Genomic DNA, 20499 nt, shown 5'->3' on the forward strand with positions numbered 1-20499 from the left:
GGCTTGCTCAATCGGCGTTTAGAAAATAAGCCGAAGGGATAGAAGAATACAGGAGCCGTATACGAGGCCCGTACGTACGGTTCTGTGAGAGGGATGAGGCAAAAGCCTCACCCTACTCGATGTTTTTATTTTATAACGCGCTAATTAAACTTTTTTATAGCCTTAGCTTTTAGCGCTTTCATCTTTAGCCTGCGTGGCTTTTTAAAAGATTGTATAGGCATTGATACCATATGCTCTTGTGGCAGTGCCGGAATTGTTTGTGGGTAAGTTCCTTCCTCTGGCACGGAAATCCCTTTTAGATGTACTTTAAGCGCCTCTAGAGTTGAGTCGTTATCAACTTCACTAGGGCAAATAAATATACCTAACTTTCTTAGCTGTACGCCGAGTTTGATACTACTGGTATAACGGATAATTGGAGCACCTAATACTAAGCCTAATAATATAGGTGATAGCCACCAAAAGAATACAGGTGTGAAGTAGTAGGCTGTGCTACCCCATGCTATAGCCACAATAGTAGAGAATAACGTATAACCAAACGCTTCTTTCCACGGAACCATACGACCTTCGCGCGGTTGTGCATCCCACTTCACTTTTTTACCTAAAAATACGCAAAGCACAAAGTAAGCATGAAATACCATCATTAATGGCGCAACAATAATAGCAAATACGGTTTCAATGATTGAACCTAGTATGAGCTTAATTGAACCACCAAAGCGTTTGTTTCTATGTATTAGGGTGACTATTACGCCCATTAATTTAGGCATTAATAAAATAACAATAGTTAAATACAAGAGTGAATCAATAAGATCGGTTTTAGCTATTTGCCATGTAGGAAATAATTGATAAACACGGTTAAAGTACACATCACTATTTAATGCGCGCGTTACTGCATCAATAGTACTTAGCGCTAGCATTGAGAGCCAAATTAGTGATGAAATATAAGCGGTTGCACCTAATAGAAAGTGCAGCTTACTCATTAATTTTAATTTAGATGACGATAGTAAACCTAAGTGCTGAATATTACCCTGTACCCAGCGTCTATCGCGTACAGCATAATCGAGAATATTACTTGGTACTTCTTCGTAGCTGCCTTCAATATCTGATAGTAATAGTACATCCCAACCTGCACTATGAAGTAGTGATGCTTCTACAAAGTCATGACTTAAAATCTCACCGCCAAAGGGTGCGTTACCTTTGAGTGTTGGCAAGCCACAGCACGTTATAAATGCTTCAACTCTAATGATTGCATTATGACCCCAGTAGTTGGCTTTATCTGTTTGCCAAAATGCTGAGCCAGTAGCGAGCATCGGGCTATATAGCACTGATGCAAACTGTAAAAAACGACCAAAAAAGGTATCTTGACGAACAGGTATTGGAATCGTTTGGATCAGGCCTGCTTGTGGGTTGTTTAGCATGCTTGTAGTAAGTTCTAACATACATTTACCGGTCATTACGCTATCTGCATCAAGCACAATCATATGGTCGTAATTACTTCCCCAGCGCTCACAAAAGTCGGTTAGGTTACCTACTTTGCGGTGTTTGTTATCTTCGCGACGACGATAAAAAACATGCTTTGCTGTATCCCCTAAACGTTCGCACAATGCATGCCATGCACTTAGCTCGTTTTTAACTATTTGAGGGTCTTGTGTATCGCTTAATAAATAAAAATCAAAATTATCAAGTTGACCAGTTTCTTTTAACGATTGTAGACTTACTTCAAAGCCCGCGATAACACGGTGGGTATCTTCGTTATAAATAGGCATTACAACGGCGGTTTTCTGAGCGTTAATTGCCTCGTTATTGAACTCAATTGGTTTAATACGTTTTAACGTAAGCGGGTCAATTCGAAATAACTGTAGTACAAAGCCGATTGTGCCACTACAAAAAGCCGTTACAATCCAAGCAAATGTGATTGAGAATAATACTAAAAGAGCATACTCAAGTAGTGTCATACCGTTTGAGCTTAAAATCTCAAACATAATATATATGCCGTAGCCAGATGTGCCAAGTGCCGCAATGGCAAATAGCCATACTCTTAGTGTTTTGAATGGCATTGGAGTGCCCCTACCTTTATTACTTGATGTCATTTGGGTACCAAACATAGCTCCATACCTCGCTAATTTCTTTGTCACGTAGTTTTAACGATAAACGCATATCAACGGGTTGATCGTCCTGTGGTGCAATTTTAAAGGCTACGCGCCATCCTCGTGAATCCGGAAGTTTTTGTACATTCACGTCGGTTACTTCGCCCGTTGTAAGTTGAATGTCGGCATCTAGTTTTAACTGCTCAGACAGATAATTTATTTCTGATCCAGTAAAATCAACAGTAAATTGGCGATGGCTTTTTGGTGGTGGGTTGTCCTCACCTGGTAAAGCGGCGCTGCCAATTCTTGTACGTAGTACACGTGCTTTCTCCTGCTGAGTTAAAACTGAATTAAAGGTCGTCATTTTGTAGCTTAATTTTAATGAATCTCCGGCCTTCATTGGTTTTTCTGGTACCCAGTAACTTACGATATTGTCGTTAGTTTCTGTATCAGTTGGTATTTCTACAAGCTCTACACGACCATTTCCCCACTCACCTTGTGGTTCAATCCATAGGCTAGGGCGGTCGTGGTAATGTGCTTCTGTGTCTAGATAGTTATTAAAGTCTCGATCTCGCTGAGCTAACCCAAAACCTTTTGGGTTGTTGTACGAAAATGAAGTAACGCTGAGTTGTGATGGGTTGTTAAGAGGACGCCATACCCATTTATTATCAGCAGACTGAGTCAATAAGCCATCCGAGTCATGAACTTCAGGGCGATAGTCATCAAAAAATTTGGTGCTGTTTTCGCCGTGATAAAACATACTCGTTAATGGTGCTACACCTAGTTTTTTAATATCTTTACGCGCAAAAATCTGCATATCAACATCAACTAGCATATTCGTTGTAGGGTCGACGCTAAATTTGTACGCACCAGAAATAGATGGACTATCCAACAATGCAAAAATGGTGATTTGTGTTTGCTCTGCCTTTGGTTTAACTAACCAAAACTCTTTGAACATTGGAAATTCTTCACCTGAATTTTCTGCAGTATCAATGGCAAGGCCTCTTGCTGATAAGCCATAAACTTGTTGAGGGCCAACGACTCTAAAATACGATGCTCCCTGAAATACCATTACTTCGTCTTTATACTCGTTAGTATTTAATGGGTAATGTAAGCGAAATCCAGCATGGCCTAGTTGAGTGCCCGCCACACTTTTAGCTATTTCTTCTTGTAGTGGTGCAGCAGTGCCATCGTATTGGTAAAAGTTGGTGCTGAAAGGTAAGCGGCTACGTTTAGAGTCGCTATCAACAGTATTTATTGTTACAGGTGTTTTATATAAAAAACCAGGGTGGAATAATTGCAGCTCGTACAGGCCTTCATCTTTCCACACCGCTTTGTCTTTTTTAAATCGAATTGAACGGTAGTCTTGATAATCAATATTATTTAGTGCTTCAAGCTCGATGTTTTTAGGTGCAACATATTCTTCGCTTGCTAACTTTTTAGCGCGAGCGCTAATTACATCAAATAAGCTACTTTGTGGAATTGCTACATCAACAGTTGCAGCAATCGCTTGGTTGCTATTGCCCCAAGTCGAAAAAATAATAAGTAGACCCAGTAGTGGTGCTGACTTTTTTTGCCATTTAGGCAAGTTTTGGGTTAGTTGTTTCATTCTCATTCCTTTATAAAAACACGACTTATTTTTACGTTTAGGGTAAATATTGATTTTGTTTTGTAAGTATCTTCTAATTTACTTAAAGCAAAATGTGAACCCTTATAAAAGTTCATATTTATCAATAGGAAAACCAATATACGTAACTCATTGAGGTTTTTGTTGTGTAAAATTAACTCAATCTTATGTAGTTGTTACTGATTAATTACTAGAAGACTCACTAATCGTATGAACATATTACGGGGAGTTTAATGAAGCTTGTCTGAATTACATTTGTATAAAATAAAAAAGCCGCAAAAGCGGCTTTTTATATGTTTAGATTTTACTTAATTATTTCTTTTTAAATCGACGCACTATTGATAGTGGTGCTAAAAGAAGTGATAACCATAATAATGAACCTGAATCGTCATCATCAGAGCTCGCTTCAGTGACGTTAATTGTAACCGTTACCGATTCAGATACGTTGTCTACGCTATCTTTCGCTTGCACTGATAGTGCAATTGTACCTTCAGTGTCAAAATCAAGTTCACCGGTTACAATAAGTTGACCTTGTTCATTAACTGTAATTATCTCACTACCCGACACTATAAATTCAACCACTGGCGATACATCCGCATTCGGATCACTGAATTCAAGTGCGCCGATAATTGTGTCAATTGCGCTATTTTCATCAATTGCAAAAACTTGGTCAGCAGCAATTATTGGTGTTTGTTCCTCAGGAGTTAAAATTACCTCAGATTTAATATCAATAATTACAGGATCGTGATCTGATGCGCGGTATGCACTTTCAGAATACAGGCTAGATTGTTGAGCATCACTTTTAAATTCAACGTTGTAATCAAGCGAAATTGGTTCATCAGCATTGATATGCCAATCTTTAGCTGATACTACTTTGCTAAGTAACGATGCACTTGCTACAGCATGGTCAAGGCTACCTGCACGACCAGAGAAGCTATAAGAGTAACCAAGTGTATTGCCATCAAGTTTTGCAACTACATTTTTATATCCTTTGTCTGCAAATGCACGTATTGGATCTTCCATTGCGTAAGCATTCATATCGCCGACTAAAATAGTATCCTCATCGTCAACACCAGTTGGTTTGCTATCAAGCCAATCTGCGAATGCATTAGCACCTTCTGTGCGTATTTCATTCCAACAGCCTTGTCCATCACCTGAATCTGCATTGTTTCCAGAAGCACTACCACAGCTTTTAGATTTAAGGTGTGACACAGCAACAGTAAATACTTCATCAGTTTCTAATGATTTAAAGCTTTGTGCAATTGGAGCACGGTTACTAAAATCAAATGGAGCCTCAGTCGTAATAGCAGCAGCACCTACTTCTTCTACTTTGTTAGCACGATAGATAAGTGCGGTAGTAATTGCATCGGTACCAATTTGATCTACCTTAAAATCAACAAATGCATAGTTGTTAGCACTATCAGCGTCATTTAATGCATCTACTAAGCTTGCAATTGCACTAAATTCGCCAAAACCATCATTTTCAATTTCCATTAAACCAACAACATCGGCCTGGATAGCGCTAATGGCACTTACAATTTTAGCTTCTTGGCGAGTAAATTCAGCTTCTGAATCTGCACCTCGGGCTGTAGGGAACCCTCCGCCTTGGCCATCACCATTAAAGTAATTAAGTACGTTAAAGCTAGCTACACGTAAATCTGCTTCAGCATTAAGTTCAGGCGCATTTTCACGTGCATTTGTTGCAATAAACGAAGGTGCTACAGTTGGGTGGATTCTGTAAAGGCTAAAGCTATAAGCAAGTGCCCCCGTAACCGTATTAACTGTATCGCCAGTGCGTAATGTATTTTCTGCTGATAAGCCTGGAGTTGGGTAGGCTGTAGGGTCTAAGTTTTGTACTGTAGAGCCATCATCTAGTAAAATCTTTTTAAGTAGATTTTCTGTTTCAACTGCATTAGCTGCATCTCCAGGTAATGCAACCTGAGTACCTTGATATAAGCGTTCTGTTGCTAATTCAACTTCACCATATCGACCAAGGCCAAAGTTATTAGTCACTACTAATGGTTGCTCTAATGTAACTAACATACCTTCAAAAGCTTCTAAATCAGTTGTATCAGCTAAAGGTAAAGTGATTTTTGTAGCTGCTGCAGCTAAACCAGTGCCACATACGGTAACTTGGCTAACACTGCCGATCTGTGTTGCATCAAAATATTCTTCTACAGTACCTTGTACACGTACATGGTCGCCTACGTTTACGTCAATATCTGCAAAATAAACAAATACACCTTCAGAGGTGAGTGGATTTGCATCTATGTCAGCAGCAAGTGAGCTAACAAAAAAGCCTTTTAATTGATCATCATCTTGGAAGTCTGCGGTTACAATACCTTCAAACTCTACTAAAGTATCGACAAGCGGGCTTCCAGAACTATCGCCTTGTATAGCGTTAATTAGTACTTTCTCTGCGCCACAAACAAGTGGAACAAGTGGTTCTGGCTCAGGATCTGGTTCAGGTGTTGTTCCACCATTACCTGCGTGCGAACCTAATCCATCAAAATCATCTTTTTCAAACTGCACCCATTCTTCGCTTGGGTTAAATACTGCATCTGGTGTTGTTCTCCCTACGGTAATGCTGTCTTTACGACGAAGTGTTTTATCTTGTGTTTGTACTGCGCCTTCAGACCAAAAAGAACCGGGATCTACACCGCGCTGTCCAAAGCTATCTACTACGGAACTACCTTGCATTAGGACTAACGCATCATCACCGTTAAAGTTAGCAACACTATGTTCTAAATCGGCTTTTTCTTTTAGTGCATCATTTGAACTTGAATTAACAATAACAAAGGTACTGTTAGCTGCTAAAGTACCAGACAAATCAAGAGTTGATTGAATTGTAGTTTTGCCATTTGCATATAAATTTAATGAGTATTGATCAAGGGTTAGTTCCGACGAGGAGTTATTATAAAGTTCAATCGCTTTATTATTACTGCTTCCTTCAACATATTCAGAAATGATTAGATCAGCGGATGCTGGTGCGCTAAGACTTGCTATAACAAGTGCGAGTGGTGTTATTTTTGTTTTAAACATTTTTATTATCCCCGTGTATTAAATCCCAGAATGGGACACTAGTTTAGAGAATAAATGTGACTAAAATAATACAAAAGTGTAAATGCATGTAAAAAGGCGGTTTGACCGCCTTGTTATAAAATTTACTTTTTAGCGAGGTATTGTGCGGCTTGCTTTGCAAAGTAGGTTAAAATTCCATCAGCCCCAGCACGCTTAAATGCAAGTAAAGACTCCATTATAGTCGCTTCCTCACTTAACCAACCATTATCAATTGCCGCCTTGTGCATTGCATACTCACCGCTTACCTGATAAGCAAAAGTAGGTACACCAAATTCGTCTTTTACACGGCGTACAATATCTAGATAAGGCATGCCAGGCTTAACCATGACCATATCAGCACCCTCTTGTAAGTCTAATGCGACTTCACGTATTGCTTCATCAGAGTTAGCTGGATCCATTTGATAGGTTTTTTTATCGGCGCCTTTTAAGTTACCAGCAGAGCCTACAGCATCTCTAAAAGGTCCATAGTAGCTAGACGCATATTTAGCAGAGTAGGCCATAATACGAGTATGAACAAAGCCATCTGCTTCAAGTGCTTCACGAATTGCAGCAATACGACCATCCATCATATCAGAAGGGGCAACAATGTCGGCACCTGCCTGTGCATGAGAGAGTGCTTGTTTAACTAAAATCTCTGTAGTGACATCGTTAATAACATAGCCTGAATCATCAATGATGCCGTCTTGCCCATGCGTAGTAAATGGATCAAGTGCTACGTCAGTAATTACACCTAACTCAGGAAAGGCTTCTTTTAAAGCTCTAACGGTACGTTGCGCTAAGCCATCATCGTTATATGCTTCTTCGGCAAATAATGATTTTTTATCCGCAGGCGTTACCGGAAAAATAGCAACAGCAGGTACGCCAAGTTCAACAAGTTCTTTTGCCTCAAGTAATAGTAAATCTATCGATAGACGTTCAATACCAGGCATTGATTCAATTGCTTCGCGACGATTTTTACCTTCTAGTACAAATACAGGGTAAATTAAATCGCTTACGCTAAGTTGGTTTTCTGCCATTAAGCGGCGAGAAAAATCGCTGCGGCGCATTCTGCGCATGCGAGTATACGGAAAAAGGTCTAATCCTGATTGGGCCATATTAATATGCTCCTACTGTGGTAATGGAAAAGTAATTACTTGATTACGGCCATGTTGCTTTGCGTAATAAAGTGCTTTGTCGGCGCACTCAGTAAAAATTTGAGGATTGCTAACATCATCAGCAATACTGGTGTATACACCAGCGCTAATAGTAAATTGAATATCATTATTGGCAACCGTTACAGTACTTACTGAGATATCAGCTCGTATTTTTTCAGCTATGTCTTGTGCGCCTTCACTAGGGGTATTAGGTAATAGCACAACAAATTCTTCACCGCCATAACGGGCAACTTCATCGAGTGGTCGTTTTAAATGGTCTTTTATAAGGTCAGAAACTGCTTTAATAACTTGATCGCCAATGATATGGCCGTACGTGTCGTTGATATTTTTAAATCGATCTATATCAAGCATAACAATGCTAAGCGGCGTTTGTTCTCGACGAGAGCGACGAAGCTCCATTACCAGTTTTTTATCAAAAAAGCGTCTGTTTTTTATTCCAGTCAATGCGTCTTCAGTATTTAGTAACTCAAGTGAGCGGTTTTTTTCTTCAAGCTCTCTAAGCGTTACTTGTAATTCAAAGGTGCGTTCGTCCACCTGGGATTCAAGTTCTTGGCGAGTTTTTTCTTGTAATTTTAAGCGCTCTTTAAGTAGTGTATCTTGTGCTGTGTTTTCAGCAATCAAGGTTTGTTGAGCAATTACTTCTTCATCGCGTTGTAAAATAAATAACTTCATTACGCTGTAGCATAAGCAAAAAGTGTAACCAAAAAAGCATGCAAATACAAATGCGAGCGTACTTCTGTCAAAGGCGTATAGGCCCATTACTGCAACAGTAAAATAAAGCATTACCACCAAGAAAAAAACCAATACAAGTAATAGTGCTTTGTTTGGTTTAGAAGGCGTTAAACGCACGCACATAAACGTAGTTACAATATAAAAGCCTAAAACGATTGGAGTAGTGATTAAACAAAATAATGTAACTATGTTGTTTGGAAGTAGCCAAATAAATAATAACGAAATGGCTAAAGCGTTAACTACAACTTTTTGAATAGTTAGCAGAAGAGAGGGCCTGGGATGGCAAACTTGCTTCTGCAAAGGCAAAAACATTAAAGTGATAAGCATAAGTAATATAGGGATCATAACTTGCTGTAATGCAGGCAAATTAGGATGAACGTACCTTAAGCCAAAACCACAAAGGTAGGCTAATACACTACCTAATGTGAGAGATATAACCCCAGCATAAACAAAATAACCTTTACGTGAAAAACCATATAAAACTATGCAACTCACACCCAAAGAAAATATAAAACCAATCAATAAGCCATAGAGTAAATTGAGTTTTCCTTTGTGTGCCAAATAAGCTTCTGGTTGCCACAGTGTTAAAGGGACTCGCAAGCCTGAACTATTCGCCACTTTCATTATAATAAGCGTTTCGCTATTTGCAGGGCTGAGCAGTTTAACTAATAAAGACTCACTTTTAATTTTGCGCTTATATAAGGGGTAGGCATCACCAATTTGAGTATAAGAAAGTAATTGCGAGTTATGTAATTGATATACTTGAACGTGGTTTAGCAAAGGATTGTTTAGTGACAATATTTGCTCAGTATTATAACTAAGTGTGTTTTTTATTTTAAATTTTATCCATACAGGACGCTGCTCTAGTCCTAAATTAAGGGGTTTTCCTGTGTTTTTTTGCCACTGTATATGGCTACTTTGTTGTGCGCTTAATAGCGACGTTGGTTCAAAAGAGTAATACAGGTTATTAATGTTTTGAGAGTTAAAATCGTGTTTTATTATTACTGGGTTTGCGAAAGAGCAAAAAGTGAAAAGGAATACTAATAGGCTTAAAAGTGCCTTTGCATAGGCCATTAACGATCTTCTAAACCAAAAACACGGTGAAAGTTTTCTGTAGTTTTACGGGCCACAACTTCTTCATCTATTTTATAAAGTTGTGCAACCGTTTGACAGATATAAGGAAGCAGGGCAGGTTCATTTTTACGTGATTTAGGTTTTGGCTTAACTGTTCGTGGAATTAAAAATGGTGCATCAGTTTCTATTAATAATCGATCTAGAGGAATGCTAGGCACTAGCAGTTGTAAATCTTTTCCACGCCTTTCATCACATACCCAACCCGTTATACCAATATATAGACCTAAATCTAAATATTGCTTTAGAGCTGCTGAGTTACCCGTAAAGCAGTGGAGTACACCGCGAATATTAAACTCTTTTAATATACTTAACATGTCGTCACTTGCATCACGTTCATGCAAGTAAACAGGTAAATCTAATTTTTCAGCAAGTGCTAATTGGCGCCTAAAAACACTGCGCTGTACATCGCGAGGTGAAAAGTCACGGTTATAATCAAGACCGCACTCACCAATAGCAATAACATGCTTATTATTTGCAAGTATAGTTAGTTGTGCTTCTAGTTCATTAGTGGCTGATTTTGCATCATGCGGGTGAATACCCGCCGTAGAATATTGAAGATGCTTTGTTGCAAGATCAAGTGATTGCTGACTGCTTGCAATATCACAACCAATAATAAGCATATTTGTAACACCCGCTTCATTGGCACGGGTAATTACATCGTGATGCTGCTCATCAAATTGATGATTAGTTAAGTTAACTCCAGCATCAATTAACGTATATGACATTACTTAGTACGTTTAACGCGAATAGAGCGGTTTTTACCGTCTTTCTTCAATAGGAAAGAGCTGAATGCACCTCGGCTAATTACAATTGTATCGTCTTCTTTTAAGCGCATGCTGTCAGAGCCAATTTGACGCCATTGTTGACCGTTATCTAGCGAAATAATTAATTCACCATAAGCAGCCTCATCAACTGAAGTAACCATAGCTTTGATTTCAATTTCTTTTTCTACTTGTTCTTCTTTTTTATGTTCTAAACCAAAATCGTCAGTTTTTTCAATTGCTTGCACTGGTGTTGTAGCTGCTGTTTGAGGTACATTGTTAGTCGTTGGTGGTGTGAGCATTTTTGTTACTGATGGCTTAACCAGTGATTTACCTGCAATGGTATTGTCGTAACAAAGTAAGCGGTTAAAATCGTTTTCAATAAAGCTACATGCCTGTAACGCTTGAGTATTAAACTCTGTTTGCGCAGCAAAAGTCGGTGCGCTTAATAAAACCAATAGTGAGAGTAGTTGTTTTTTCATTTTATTCCTCAGATTCTTTTTGTGGTTTAGCGGTATAAAACTTTGCTAAAATTAGACCTAATTCAAACAAAAGTAGCATCGGAAATGCTAATAATGTTTGTGATAACACGTCGGGCGGTGTCAAAAACATCGCTACTACAAAAACACCCACGACAATATAAGGGCGTTTTTCTTTCAAGCTTTTTGTTGTTGTTGCGCCACTCCAGCATAGCAGCATTATTGCCACTGGAATTTCGAAAGCGACACCGAATGCAAAAAATAGTTTTAATACAAATCCTAGATAGCTAGCGATATCGGGTGCTAGAGTCATCATTTCGGGACCTGTACTTGTAAAAAAACCTAATATAATTGGTAGTACTGCAAAGTAGCAAAAAGCGATACCCCCATAAAACAAGACAACGCTTGAGATTAGTATAGGTATTAGCATTTTTTTTTCATTTTGGTACAAGCCAGGAGCTATAAACCCCCAAATTTGATGAAGTATCCATGGAGTAGATAATAAAGCCGCAACAAAAAAAGTAAGCATCATAGGGACTATAAAAGGGTCACTCACATTTATAGCTATCATGGTCGCGCCATTAGGTAAATGAACCACTAATGGTGCAGCTATAAGTTCGTAAATATTATCTTTAAAATAAAACAGCGCGATAAAAAATAATAAAATGCTCAATAGCGCTTTTATCAGTCGATCACGTAACTCAATTAAATGAGATACAAACCCCGATTTTACTTCCTCAGCCATTATTTTTTATACCATGTAGTGAGTTGACCACAAAGTGAGAGATAAATTTCACTTTTTTTCATCAAGTTGTTGGTTATTTGATGTATCAGGTTGTGTTTTTTTGTAGCTGTGAGTAACTGACTCAGCCGCTTTTTGTAGCTCCGTTAATGAACTTTGTAGCTCAGGGCTTAAGTCTTTTAGTTCTTGTTGTTCTGCTTTTTTAAGGTTTTCGTGAAGTTCATGAATACGCAGTTCTTCACTTACTTCGGCTTTTACCGAATTGGCAAGTGATTTAGCGGTTTTAACCCATTTACTCACTGTTCTAATAGCAACAGGTAAGCGCTCAGGGCCGAGCACCACTAAGCCAACAATAAAAACAACAACAAGTTCCCACATCCCCATACTAATTAAACCTTATTGCTATCTTTGTTTTTTTCAGTATTGGTTGAGTCGTCAACGGTGCTTTTTTCTGATTGTTGAATTTGCTCTGATTTTTCTTGCTCACTCGCTGTGTCGTCCGACATTGCTTTTTTGAAGCCTTTAACAGCGCCTCCAATATCACCACCCATACCGCGTAGTTTTTTTGTGCCGAAAAGTAAAACTATGATCGCTAAAACAATTAATAATTGCCAAATACTAATACCACCAAAACCCATGGTTTTCTCCAATATATAAAATGGTTAAATGTATATTTTAAATACTAATTATACGCCCAATAGCGCAAATAGCACTCAGTTTATGCGTTGCGCCATGCTGCAATAAAGCTAATAGCGGATAAGGCTATTGCAATGCTTGCAGCTACTAAATCGTGCTGTAAATAACAAAGTGTTGCCATAATCATTGTAGCACTACCAAATAAACTCAATATTAAAGGTTTATGAGATACCTTTTGTTCTTGAGGTTGATGAGCGTGTGGTGCACGCTTTAAATTTTGGTAAATTAGATCAGGTAGTTCAGGCATTTTTTCAGCCCAAAATGGCAAGTTAGCATACATTTGCTTCAGTACTGATAGCGGTCCAACTTGCTGCTTCACCCAATCTTCTAAAAAGGGTTTGGCTGTTTTCCATAAGTCGAGTTGCGGGTAAAGCTGACGCCCTAATCCTTCAACGTATAATAAGGTTTTTTGTAGCAATACTAATTGCGGTTGTACCTGCATGTTAAAACGACGTGCAGTATTAAATAGATTTACGAGCACGTGACCAAATGAAATTTCAGCCAAAGGTTTATTAAATATAGGCTCACAAACTGTGCGAATTGCAAATTCAAATTCTTCAATGCTAGTATCTGGTGGCACCCAACCAGAATCTACGTGTAGCTGTGCAACTTGGCGATAATCACGATTAAAAAAGGCAATAAAGTTTTCAGCTAAATAGCGTTTATCTTCTTTGCTTAACGTACCAACTATACCGCAATCAATACCGATATACATTGGATTTTCAGGATGCTCGCGAGAGACGAATATATTACCAGGGTGCATGTCGGCATGAAAAAAACTGTCTCTAAACACCTGCGTAAAAAACACTTCTACGCCGCGCTCAGCAAGTAATTTCATATTAGTGTTTTGCGCCAGTAATGCATCCGTATCAGACACCGGTATACCGTAAATACGCTCCATTACCAGCACATTGCTTCGGCTGTAATCACTGTAAACTGCAGGGATATATAATGAATCAGAGCCTTCAAAATTGCGTTTTAGTTGAATCCCGTTGGCACCTTCGCGCATCAAATCGAGCTCATCAAGCAGTGTTTTTTTGTATTCTTTAACCACTTCAACGGGGCGTAGACGTTTTGATTCGTTATGGACTTTTGCAAGTACCTTAGCGAGCTTTTCCATTAACGCTAAGTCGGCATTAATTTGTTCGTAAATATTGGGTCTAATAACCTTAATTACTACATCTTGCTCAATGCTTTGTTCATCAATAAGCTTTGCTGTATGTACTTGCGCTATGGATGCAGAGGCCAGTGGAGTTTGTGAAAATTCACTAAACAATTCACTTATATCGTTAATTTCGAGCGCTTTTTCTATGATTTCTTGTGCAAGTTCGCCTTCAAATGGCTGAACTTGATCTTGTAAAAACGCAAGCTCTAAAGCGATATCATGAGGGAGTAAGTCACGACGAGTAGAGAGCATTTGGCCAAATTTAATCCAAACAGGGCCAAGCTCTTGTAGTGCCAAACGTAAACGTAGTCCCGCAGGTTTTTCTTTGTGCTGATTGCGCAGCCAAAACAAACTGCCACGAGCTACTTTACCAAACCAAGGGATCTTATGTTTTGGAATTAGCTCGTCTAACCCATAGCTAAGTAATGTTTTGGTGATGTTATACAAACGTGCAGTCGACACAAAAAATCCTTAGCGGGTGTTTGAAGGTGAAAAAGAGTTTAACAAGGTATTTATACGCTGCTCAACAGCAGCGACTTGGCCTTTGAGTTCTCTATTTTTTTGTTTAAATTGCTCAAGCTCTAATGGGTGAATAGTAATTGCGAGCTCGTCTTGGCATAAACTTGTAAGCATTGTACTTATTTTAGTGTTGGTTTTGCTGCTCTTTTGTTTTAGTTTTTTTAAGTGCAGATATAACTGCTGAGCGGGGGTATCGCCAATGTATTTAGAAAGTTGTTCAGGCCAATCAATATCAATGCCTGAAAACGCATTACTATAAGTTTGCGCAATATTTAAATTACCCTCTAAGTCGAGCTTATCTTGGCGAATTAACTGGGTAAGCATAGCTGGGTTTTTAAGCGCTAAAAGCGTGTCTATGTCTGCGCTGATCATACAATCTGCGTTCTCATTATTTTGAGCACTGAATAAGTGTAATTGCTCAGCGCTATAAACAAGTTGGATGCTTTGTTGCCAATCTCTTACTTCAACCACTAAGCGCTGATGTTTAACTGCGCTTAGCTTTTGAGATAATTGTGGGTCAAGGCTAAGTGCTTGATTTAGTACACGCTCAATAAGCGAAAGTACAAAATTAGGTAACATAAAAAACTCAGATGGCATTGCATCATTATTTTTTGTTGTTTTCTCAAGCGCCATAGCTGCTAGCCTTAATATTTAAAACCACGATGCAGCGCAACAATTCCGCCTGTGAGGTTTTGGTATGTTGTTTGCTCAAAGCCTGCATCTTCCATCATCGCTTTTAGCGTGTCTTGATCTGGATGCATACGAATAGATTCAGCTAAATACTTATACGATTCACTGTCGTTAGCAACTAGCTTACCCATTGTAGGCAATAAATTAAATGAGTAAAAATCGTAAGCTTTACTAAGTACGTCATGCTCTGGTTTTGAAAACTCTAAAACAAGTAAACGACCACCTGGCTTTAAAATGCGGTACATAGAGCGTAATGCTTTGTCTTTATCGGTAACGTTACGTAAGCCAAAGGCAATAGTGATCACATCAAAGCTATTATCTGGGAACGGTAGCATTTCTGCATTCATTTGTACGTAGTCGATATTGCCCACTAATCCAAGATTATGCAGTTTTTCACGACCAACTTTAAGCATAGATGAGTTTATATCACCCAAAATAACTTGACCCGTTTCGCCCACTAATTGGCTAAACTTTGCCGTTAAGTCGCCAGTGCCACCGGCTAAATCGAGTACATGATGGCCTTTACGAACACCTGAGCTTGCAATAGTTTGACGTTTCCATAAACGATGCACACCAAAAGACATTAAATCATTCATTACATCGTATTTTGCAGCTACTGAGTGAAATACATCAGCAACCATAGAAGCTTTATCGTTCTCGGCTACTGTTTTATAACCAAAATGCGTGGTCTTTTGTTCGGTTTCGTTCATGATTAATCTCTATCGTGACAATAGAGGTTAGTGTACTTTATTGTACATAGTAGGTGCAATTTGAATATGATTTATCAGGTAATTTATTGCCCTGCAGTGTAACTACTTTGACCTAATGAACGTGCTTTAAAAGCAGCATGAGATGCTTTTTTTGCTAACTGATCAAAATCATCTTCTTGTTGATGCTGAGCAATTCCTAGTGATAAGCCAATACTTGGTAGCTTGATACCTGTTTTTGAACTAACAAAGCGTAGCTTTTCGACCCCATTTCGTACTTTCTCGGCAATAACATTGGCCGTATCTGGGTCGATGTCGGCGAGCAAAACAGTAAATTGATCTTTAGCTGTGCGACCAGGTAAGCCACTTTGAAAAACATACTTTTGCACTTGCTTAGCTACCTTACTCAAAATGACTTCACCAATAATATCACCATAATTTTTAGTAAAGTGATCAAGGTTGTCTATTTGAATCGCTATTGCGCAAATAGATTTTTTTTGATTAGTCCACACTTGCGTTTGTTGCGTTAAATAATGACGCTTATAAAGCCCTGTTTGGCTATCAATAATATGTTGTTTACGAAGTTGAGTTAGCTGCTTTTGTGTTTTTTCGTGTAGTTGTTTGGCTTTACTTAGTTCTTGCTTAAATTGCTTATGTTGGTTTAGTAATTCGGCGGTTTGATTATGAAGTACTTCAAGCGCTTGACGGCTTTGCTCTATGTTGTTCTCATCTAGCGAATGTAGGCATTCGCTCACTTGATCCGCAAAGCGAATTATTTGCTTTTCAGTGGCTTGAGAATTTTGAGAAAGTGAATTTATAACACCATCAACGTTTTGAATCATGCTGACTTGCGCTGTGTGACCCGTATTTAAAAACTCAGCATGTAGCTGTTCAATAAAAATACTGTCAATATTATCTTCAACCGCAATAGCGCGGTCTAAAACTTTATTTAGCTTAAGATTAGCCTGGCTGGTATAAATATAAATAACGTGATAATTGAGCGGTGTAGGTGGAAGTGCATAGCGCTCTAAAAACACACACACTTTAGTCATTTTTTCTTGAGCAATAGCCATGGAATCATGGAACATCATTTTAAATACCAACTAAATACGCATAAGTGCAAATTTTAAATATCTCATTCCATGAGGCGGTTATGCATCCAGCTTTTTATTATTTTTTACTACAGTAATCGTTATGCGAACTATTTAAAAGTAAAAAGGAGAGTTAGGATACTTAAATTTAACTTTAACGACTCAACCGCTGCTTTTCTCATCAATTAGACTGGATTTTAGTTCTGTTAACGTAAGTAGTACTTTAATTACACTTACTGCTTGTAAGGTTTTTAGCGCGTCAGTTTGTCTCATTTACTTGCTATTTATTTACCCTACGATAGTTTTATGAAATCTATTGCATTATCAAGTTACATTATAATGAATCATTTTTTAATTAAGCCACTTCGCCAATCTTTATTTGGTATCACGGTTTTGTGCTCATTAAGTGCATGCCAAATGACCATGCAAAATTCAGATCAACAATTTACTAAAGTAGCGCAAAGTATTGTTGATTATAGAGAAAGCATTAACCCTTACGATAGTGTAGGTGGTGTTGAAGGTTATTTATTACCAAATTTATCCCCTGAATTTTTAGCGCAAGAATATAAAAATAAAACGCGATTACTTGCTGAATTAGACACTATTAATATTGAAAAGCTAAGCGATGAAAATCAAATTAACTTCGATATTATTCGAGCTCAAGTACAAAACAGTGTCGATGAATATGTATTTAATGCGCACTATATGCCGCTCACCTCTGAATATGGGTTTCATTCTGGTTTGTCGTACATAATAAATAGCTCTAAATATAAAAACCCGGAAGATTACCAAGTGTATCTTGCACGATTGGCGCAAGTTCCACGCTTTTTTGAGCAAAACATGTATTGGATGAAAAAAGGGCTTGAGACAGGGCTTACTCAACCTAGAGCTGTATTAGAAGGTTATGAAGATTCAATTAATGCTTACATTGTTGACGATGTAACTACGTCTGAATTTTATAAACCATTTTTAACTAACACAGCTGGTTTAAGTGAAAGTGAATTTAAAGCACTACAACAAAAAGCTAAAAATATTATAAAAGAAGAGGTTATAAAATCTTATAAAGATTATTTAGCGTTTTTTACGCAGCAGTATCGACCTGGTGCACGTACAAGTATTGGCATATCAGAAACACCTAATGGCGAAGCGTTTTATAAAAATAGAGCTAAGTACTACACCACCACCGACATGACACCTAAAGAGATTCACGAACTTGGCTTAAAAGAAGTTGAGCGAATTCGTAGTGAAATGGAAAACGTAATAGCAGAAGTAGGTTTTAAAGGCACGTTTGCCGAATTTATCCACTTTTTACGCACTGATCCACAATTTTACGCCACGACACCAGAGCAACTTTTAAAAGAAGCATCTTACATAGCCAAAAAAATGGATGCACAACTGCCTAAGTTATTTCATACCTTACCGCGCAAACCTTATGGTGTAGAACCTGTACCGGCCAGTATTGCACCTAAATACACAACCGGTCGATATTCAGGCTCTAATCGAGATGATGAAGCAGGGTATTATTGGGTAAATACTTACGCTTTAGATAAGCGCCCTTTGTATGTTTTAGAAGCATTAACGCTGCACGAAGCCGTGCCAGGTCATCATTTACAGATATCACTTAATGCAGAGCTTGAAAATCTGCCGAGCTATCGCCGTGATGCTTACCTCTCGGCATTTGGCGAAGGTTGGGGGCTTTACTCTGAGTATTTAGGTTTAGAGGCAGGCTTTTATCAAGACCCATATAGCCGTTTTGGTCGTTTAACGTATGAAATGTGGCGAGCAGCGCGTTTAGTTGTTGATACAGGTATGCATATGTATGGCTGGAGCAGAGAGCGTGCCATGAACTTTATGAGCGAAAATACAGCGCTTTCGTTGCATAACGTTAAAACAGAAACCGATCGTTATATAACATGGCCTGCACAGGCGCTTTCGTACAAAATAGGTGAGCTTACTATTAAGCGTTTACGCATTGAAGCAGAGCAAGCGCTAGGAAAAAGCTTTGATATTCGTGAATTTCATCATCAAATATTACGCCATGGTTCAGTGCCTTTATCGGTACTTGAAACACAAGTGCGTTTATATATAAAAGCAGAGTTAGCTAAACAACAGAATTAGATATAAGGCAGTTAAAGCCTTGAACAAATAAAAGTGTTATGTCATTTTGGTGGTATAGCACTTTTTTATTTTAAAAACAGTCATCAAGGGGCCTTGGGTGAGTAATTTTATAATGTTTAGTATTGATGTATTTGCAAGTATGTTTATTGTTGTTTTAGGGTTGTTGGTTTTAATCGTTGTCGTTTTTTATATTCGAGATGTAACACAAACCAAGCATGCTATTAGACGTAATTACCCTGTTATTGGTCGCTTTCGATATTTTTTTGAACGCCAAGGTGAGTTTTTTAGACAGTACTTTTTTGCTCAAGATAGAGAAGAAATGCCATTTAACCGCGCTGAGCGTAGTTGGGTTTATCGTGCAGCAAAAGATGTTGACCGTACGGCTGCATTTGGCTCCACGCAAAGCTTAGAAGTAACAGGTACGGTTATGTTTATGAACTGTGCATTTCCTACTTTAGACGAAGAAGCGCTCGACCCGAGTAATGTTACTTTGGGTCCATACTGTAAAACACCTTACACAACCAACTCGTTATTCAATGTATCTGGTATGAGTTTTGGTGCGCTTTCAAAGCCAGCTGTACGAGCCTTATCAAAAGGGGCAAAACTAGCGGGTTGTTGGATGAACACCGGTGAAGGGGGATTAAGTCCTTATCACTTAGAAGGTGGTGCCGATTTAGTGTTTCAGATTGGTACAGCTAAATATGGTGCACGAGATGAGCATGGAAATTTAAGTACCGAAAAACTAAAAGAAATAGCGGCTCACGAACAAGTAAAAATGTTTGAACTTAAAATGAGCCAAGGTGCAAAACCAGGTAAAGGCGGTATGTTACCAGGGCGCAAAGTTAACGCCGAAATAGCTAAAATTAGGGGCATACCAGAAGGGCAAGATTCTATTAGCCCCAATGGTCATCCTGAAATTAAAAACCCAGCCGATATTCTAGATATGATTGCCACTGTGCGTAACGCGACAGGTAAACCTACAGGCTTTAAAGCGGTAATTGGTGCTTACGGATGGTTAGAAACGTTGTTCGCTGAAATAAACCATCGTGGTATAGAGTCTGCACCTGACTTTATTACCATAGATAGTGCTGATGGTGGTACGGGCGCAGCACCACAACCGCTTATGGATTCAGTGGGTTTACCACTTCGTGAAAGTTTACCGCTTGTAGTTAATATGCTTGAAAAACATGGACTGCGAGATCGTATTAAAATAATCGCGTCTGGTAAATTAATTGTTCCTTCAAAGGTTGCTTGGGCGTTAGCGCTCGGTGCTGATTTTGTTGTATCGGCTCGAGGGCATATGTTTGCACTGGGCTGTATTCAGGCAATGCAATGTAATAAAGATACCTGTCCGACCGGGATCACTACGCATAACGAGCGTTTGCAACGCGGTTTAAATGTAGCTGATAAAGCGCAGCGAGTAGCTAACTATAATAAATACATTCATTATGGAGCGGGGCTTATAGCTCATTCTTGTGGTGTGACTAGTGCACGCGAATTAAGGCGTGAGCACGTACGTATAGTGCAAGAAAGTGGTTTATCGGAGCCGCTTGATAAAATTTATGAAAATTATAAGTAAATTTTAATAATAGAAAAGGCGCTGATTAGCTGTCTCTTATACACAAATCCCTGCTAAGAAATTAGCGGGGATTTTTTTGAACTAAATCTCAATGTCATGATCAGATCTTCAAATCTTGTTTGAGGGCACATTATGATTAA

16 protein-coding genes are annotated in these 20499 nt (G+C 38.6%); 2 read left to right on the plus strand and 14 right to left on the minus strand.

Going from position 1 to position 20499, the window contains the following annotated elements; all coding sequences use genetic code 11:
• Positions 1 to 140 precede the first annotated feature (140 nt).
• The 14 genes from mdoH to H4J63_RS16865 form a co-directional block, all read right to left on the minus strand.
• Entirely contained in the window at positions 141 to 2102 is a 1962-nt protein-coding gene (gene mdoH, locus H4J63_RS16800) for a glucans biosynthesis glucosyltransferase MdoH (RefSeq protein ID WP_182197629.1), read from the minus strand.
• Positions 2074 to 3693 carry a glucan biosynthesis protein gene (locus H4J63_RS16805; RefSeq protein WP_182197630.1) on the minus strand — a complete coding sequence of 540 codons (1620 nt, stop codon included), beginning with the start codon at positions 3691 to 3693 and terminating at the stop codon, positions 2074 to 2076. The genes mdoH and H4J63_RS16805 overlap by 29 nt, the downstream gene beginning before the upstream one ends.
• A gap of 330 nt (positions 3694 to 4023) precedes the next feature.
• A complete protein-coding gene (locus tag H4J63_RS16810) occupies positions 4024 to 6753 on the minus strand; it encodes an ExeM/NucH family extracellular endonuclease (protein WP_182197632.1) in 2730 nt (909 codons plus the stop codon).
• Between the two features lie 122 nt (positions 6754 to 6875).
• Positions 6876 to 7886, minus strand: a complete 1011-nt coding sequence (gene hemB / locus H4J63_RS16815) for a porphobilinogen synthase (protein ID WP_010554864.1) — start codon at positions 7884 to 7886, stop codon at positions 6876 to 6878.
• Between the two features lie 12 nt (positions 7887 to 7898).
• Positions 7899 to 9752, minus strand: a complete 1854-nt coding sequence (locus tag H4J63_RS16820; protein WP_182197634.1) for a diguanylate cyclase — start codon at positions 9750 to 9752, stop codon at positions 7899 to 7901.
• Positions 9752 to 10537, minus strand: a complete 786-nt coding sequence (locus tag H4J63_RS16825; RefSeq protein ID WP_182197636.1) for a TatD family hydrolase — start codon at positions 10535 to 10537, stop codon at positions 9752 to 9754. Before H4J63_RS16825 ends, H4J63_RS16820 begins: the two co-directional genes overlap by 1 nt.
• Entirely contained in the window at positions 10537 to 11055 is a 519-nt protein-coding gene (locus tag H4J63_RS16830) for a hypothetical protein (protein WP_182197638.1), read from the minus strand. Before H4J63_RS16830 ends, H4J63_RS16825 begins: the two co-directional genes overlap by 1 nt.
• A 1-nt stretch (position 11056) precedes the next feature.
• A complete protein-coding gene (gene tatC, locus H4J63_RS16835) occupies positions 11057 to 11797 on the minus strand; it encodes a twin-arginine translocase subunit TatC (protein WP_010554868.1) in 741 nt (246 codons plus the stop codon).
• A gap of 48 nt (positions 11798 to 11845) precedes the next feature.
• Positions 11846 to 12178 carry a Sec-independent protein translocase protein TatB gene (tatB, locus tag H4J63_RS16840; protein WP_010554869.1) on the minus strand — a complete coding sequence of 111 codons (333 nt, stop codon included), beginning with the start codon at positions 12176 to 12178 and terminating at the stop codon, positions 11846 to 11848.
• 5 nt (positions 12179 to 12183) lie between these two features.
• Positions 12184 to 12432 (minus strand): Sec-independent protein translocase subunit TatA, encoded by a 249-nt coding sequence (gene tatA, locus H4J63_RS16845; protein WP_007579853.1) that lies wholly within the window; start codon positions 12430 to 12432, stop codon positions 12184 to 12186.
• 80 nt (positions 12433 to 12512) lie between these two features.
• Entirely contained in the window at positions 12513 to 14117 is a 1605-nt protein-coding gene (gene ubiB / locus H4J63_RS16850) for a ubiquinone biosynthesis regulatory protein kinase UbiB (protein ID WP_182197639.1), read from the minus strand.
• A 9-nt stretch (positions 14118 to 14126) separates the two neighbouring features.
• The gene (locus H4J63_RS16855; protein ID WP_182197641.1) at positions 14127 to 14807 is read right to left on the minus strand and encodes an SCP2 domain-containing protein; all 681 of its coding nucleotides are present in this window, start codon (positions 14805 to 14807) and stop codon (positions 14127 to 14129) included.
• An 11-nt stretch (positions 14808 to 14818) separates the two neighbouring features.
• On the minus strand, positions 14819 to 15574 hold the full coding sequence (gene ubiE, locus H4J63_RS16860) for a bifunctional demethylmenaquinone methyltransferase/2-methoxy-6-polyprenyl-1,4-benzoquinol methylase UbiE (RefSeq protein WP_182197643.1): 756 nt from the start codon (positions 15572 to 15574) through the stop codon (positions 14819 to 14821).
• Between the two features lie 83 nt (positions 15575 to 15657).
• Positions 15658 to 16644 carry a GGDEF domain-containing protein gene (locus tag H4J63_RS16865; protein ID WP_182197644.1) on the minus strand — a complete coding sequence of 329 codons (987 nt, stop codon included), beginning with the start codon at positions 16642 to 16644 and terminating at the stop codon, positions 15658 to 15660.
• Positions 16645 to 17001: 357 nt separating this feature from the next.
• Here H4J63_RS16865 and H4J63_RS16870 point away from each other — a divergent pair, with 357 nt between their 5' ends.
• Together H4J63_RS16870 and H4J63_RS16875 are read left to right on the plus strand one after the other, a co-directional pair.
• A complete protein-coding gene (locus H4J63_RS16870; RefSeq protein ID WP_182197646.1) occupies positions 17002 to 18780 on the plus strand; it encodes a DUF885 family protein in 1779 nt (592 codons plus the stop codon).
• 112 nt (positions 18781 to 18892) lie between these two features.
• Positions 18893 to 20359 carry an FMN-binding glutamate synthase family protein gene (locus H4J63_RS16875; RefSeq protein WP_182197648.1) on the plus strand — a complete coding sequence of 489 codons (1467 nt, stop codon included), beginning with the start codon at positions 18893 to 18895 and terminating at the stop codon, positions 20357 to 20359.
• Positions 20360 to 20499: the final 140 nt, after the last annotated feature.

It is taken from the genome of Pseudoalteromonas sp. 5Ae-yellow, from assembly GCF_014077565.1.
In the GTDB taxonomy this organism is placed as follows: Bacteria; Pseudomonadota; Gammaproteobacteria; order Enterobacterales; family Alteromonadaceae; genus Pseudoalteromonas.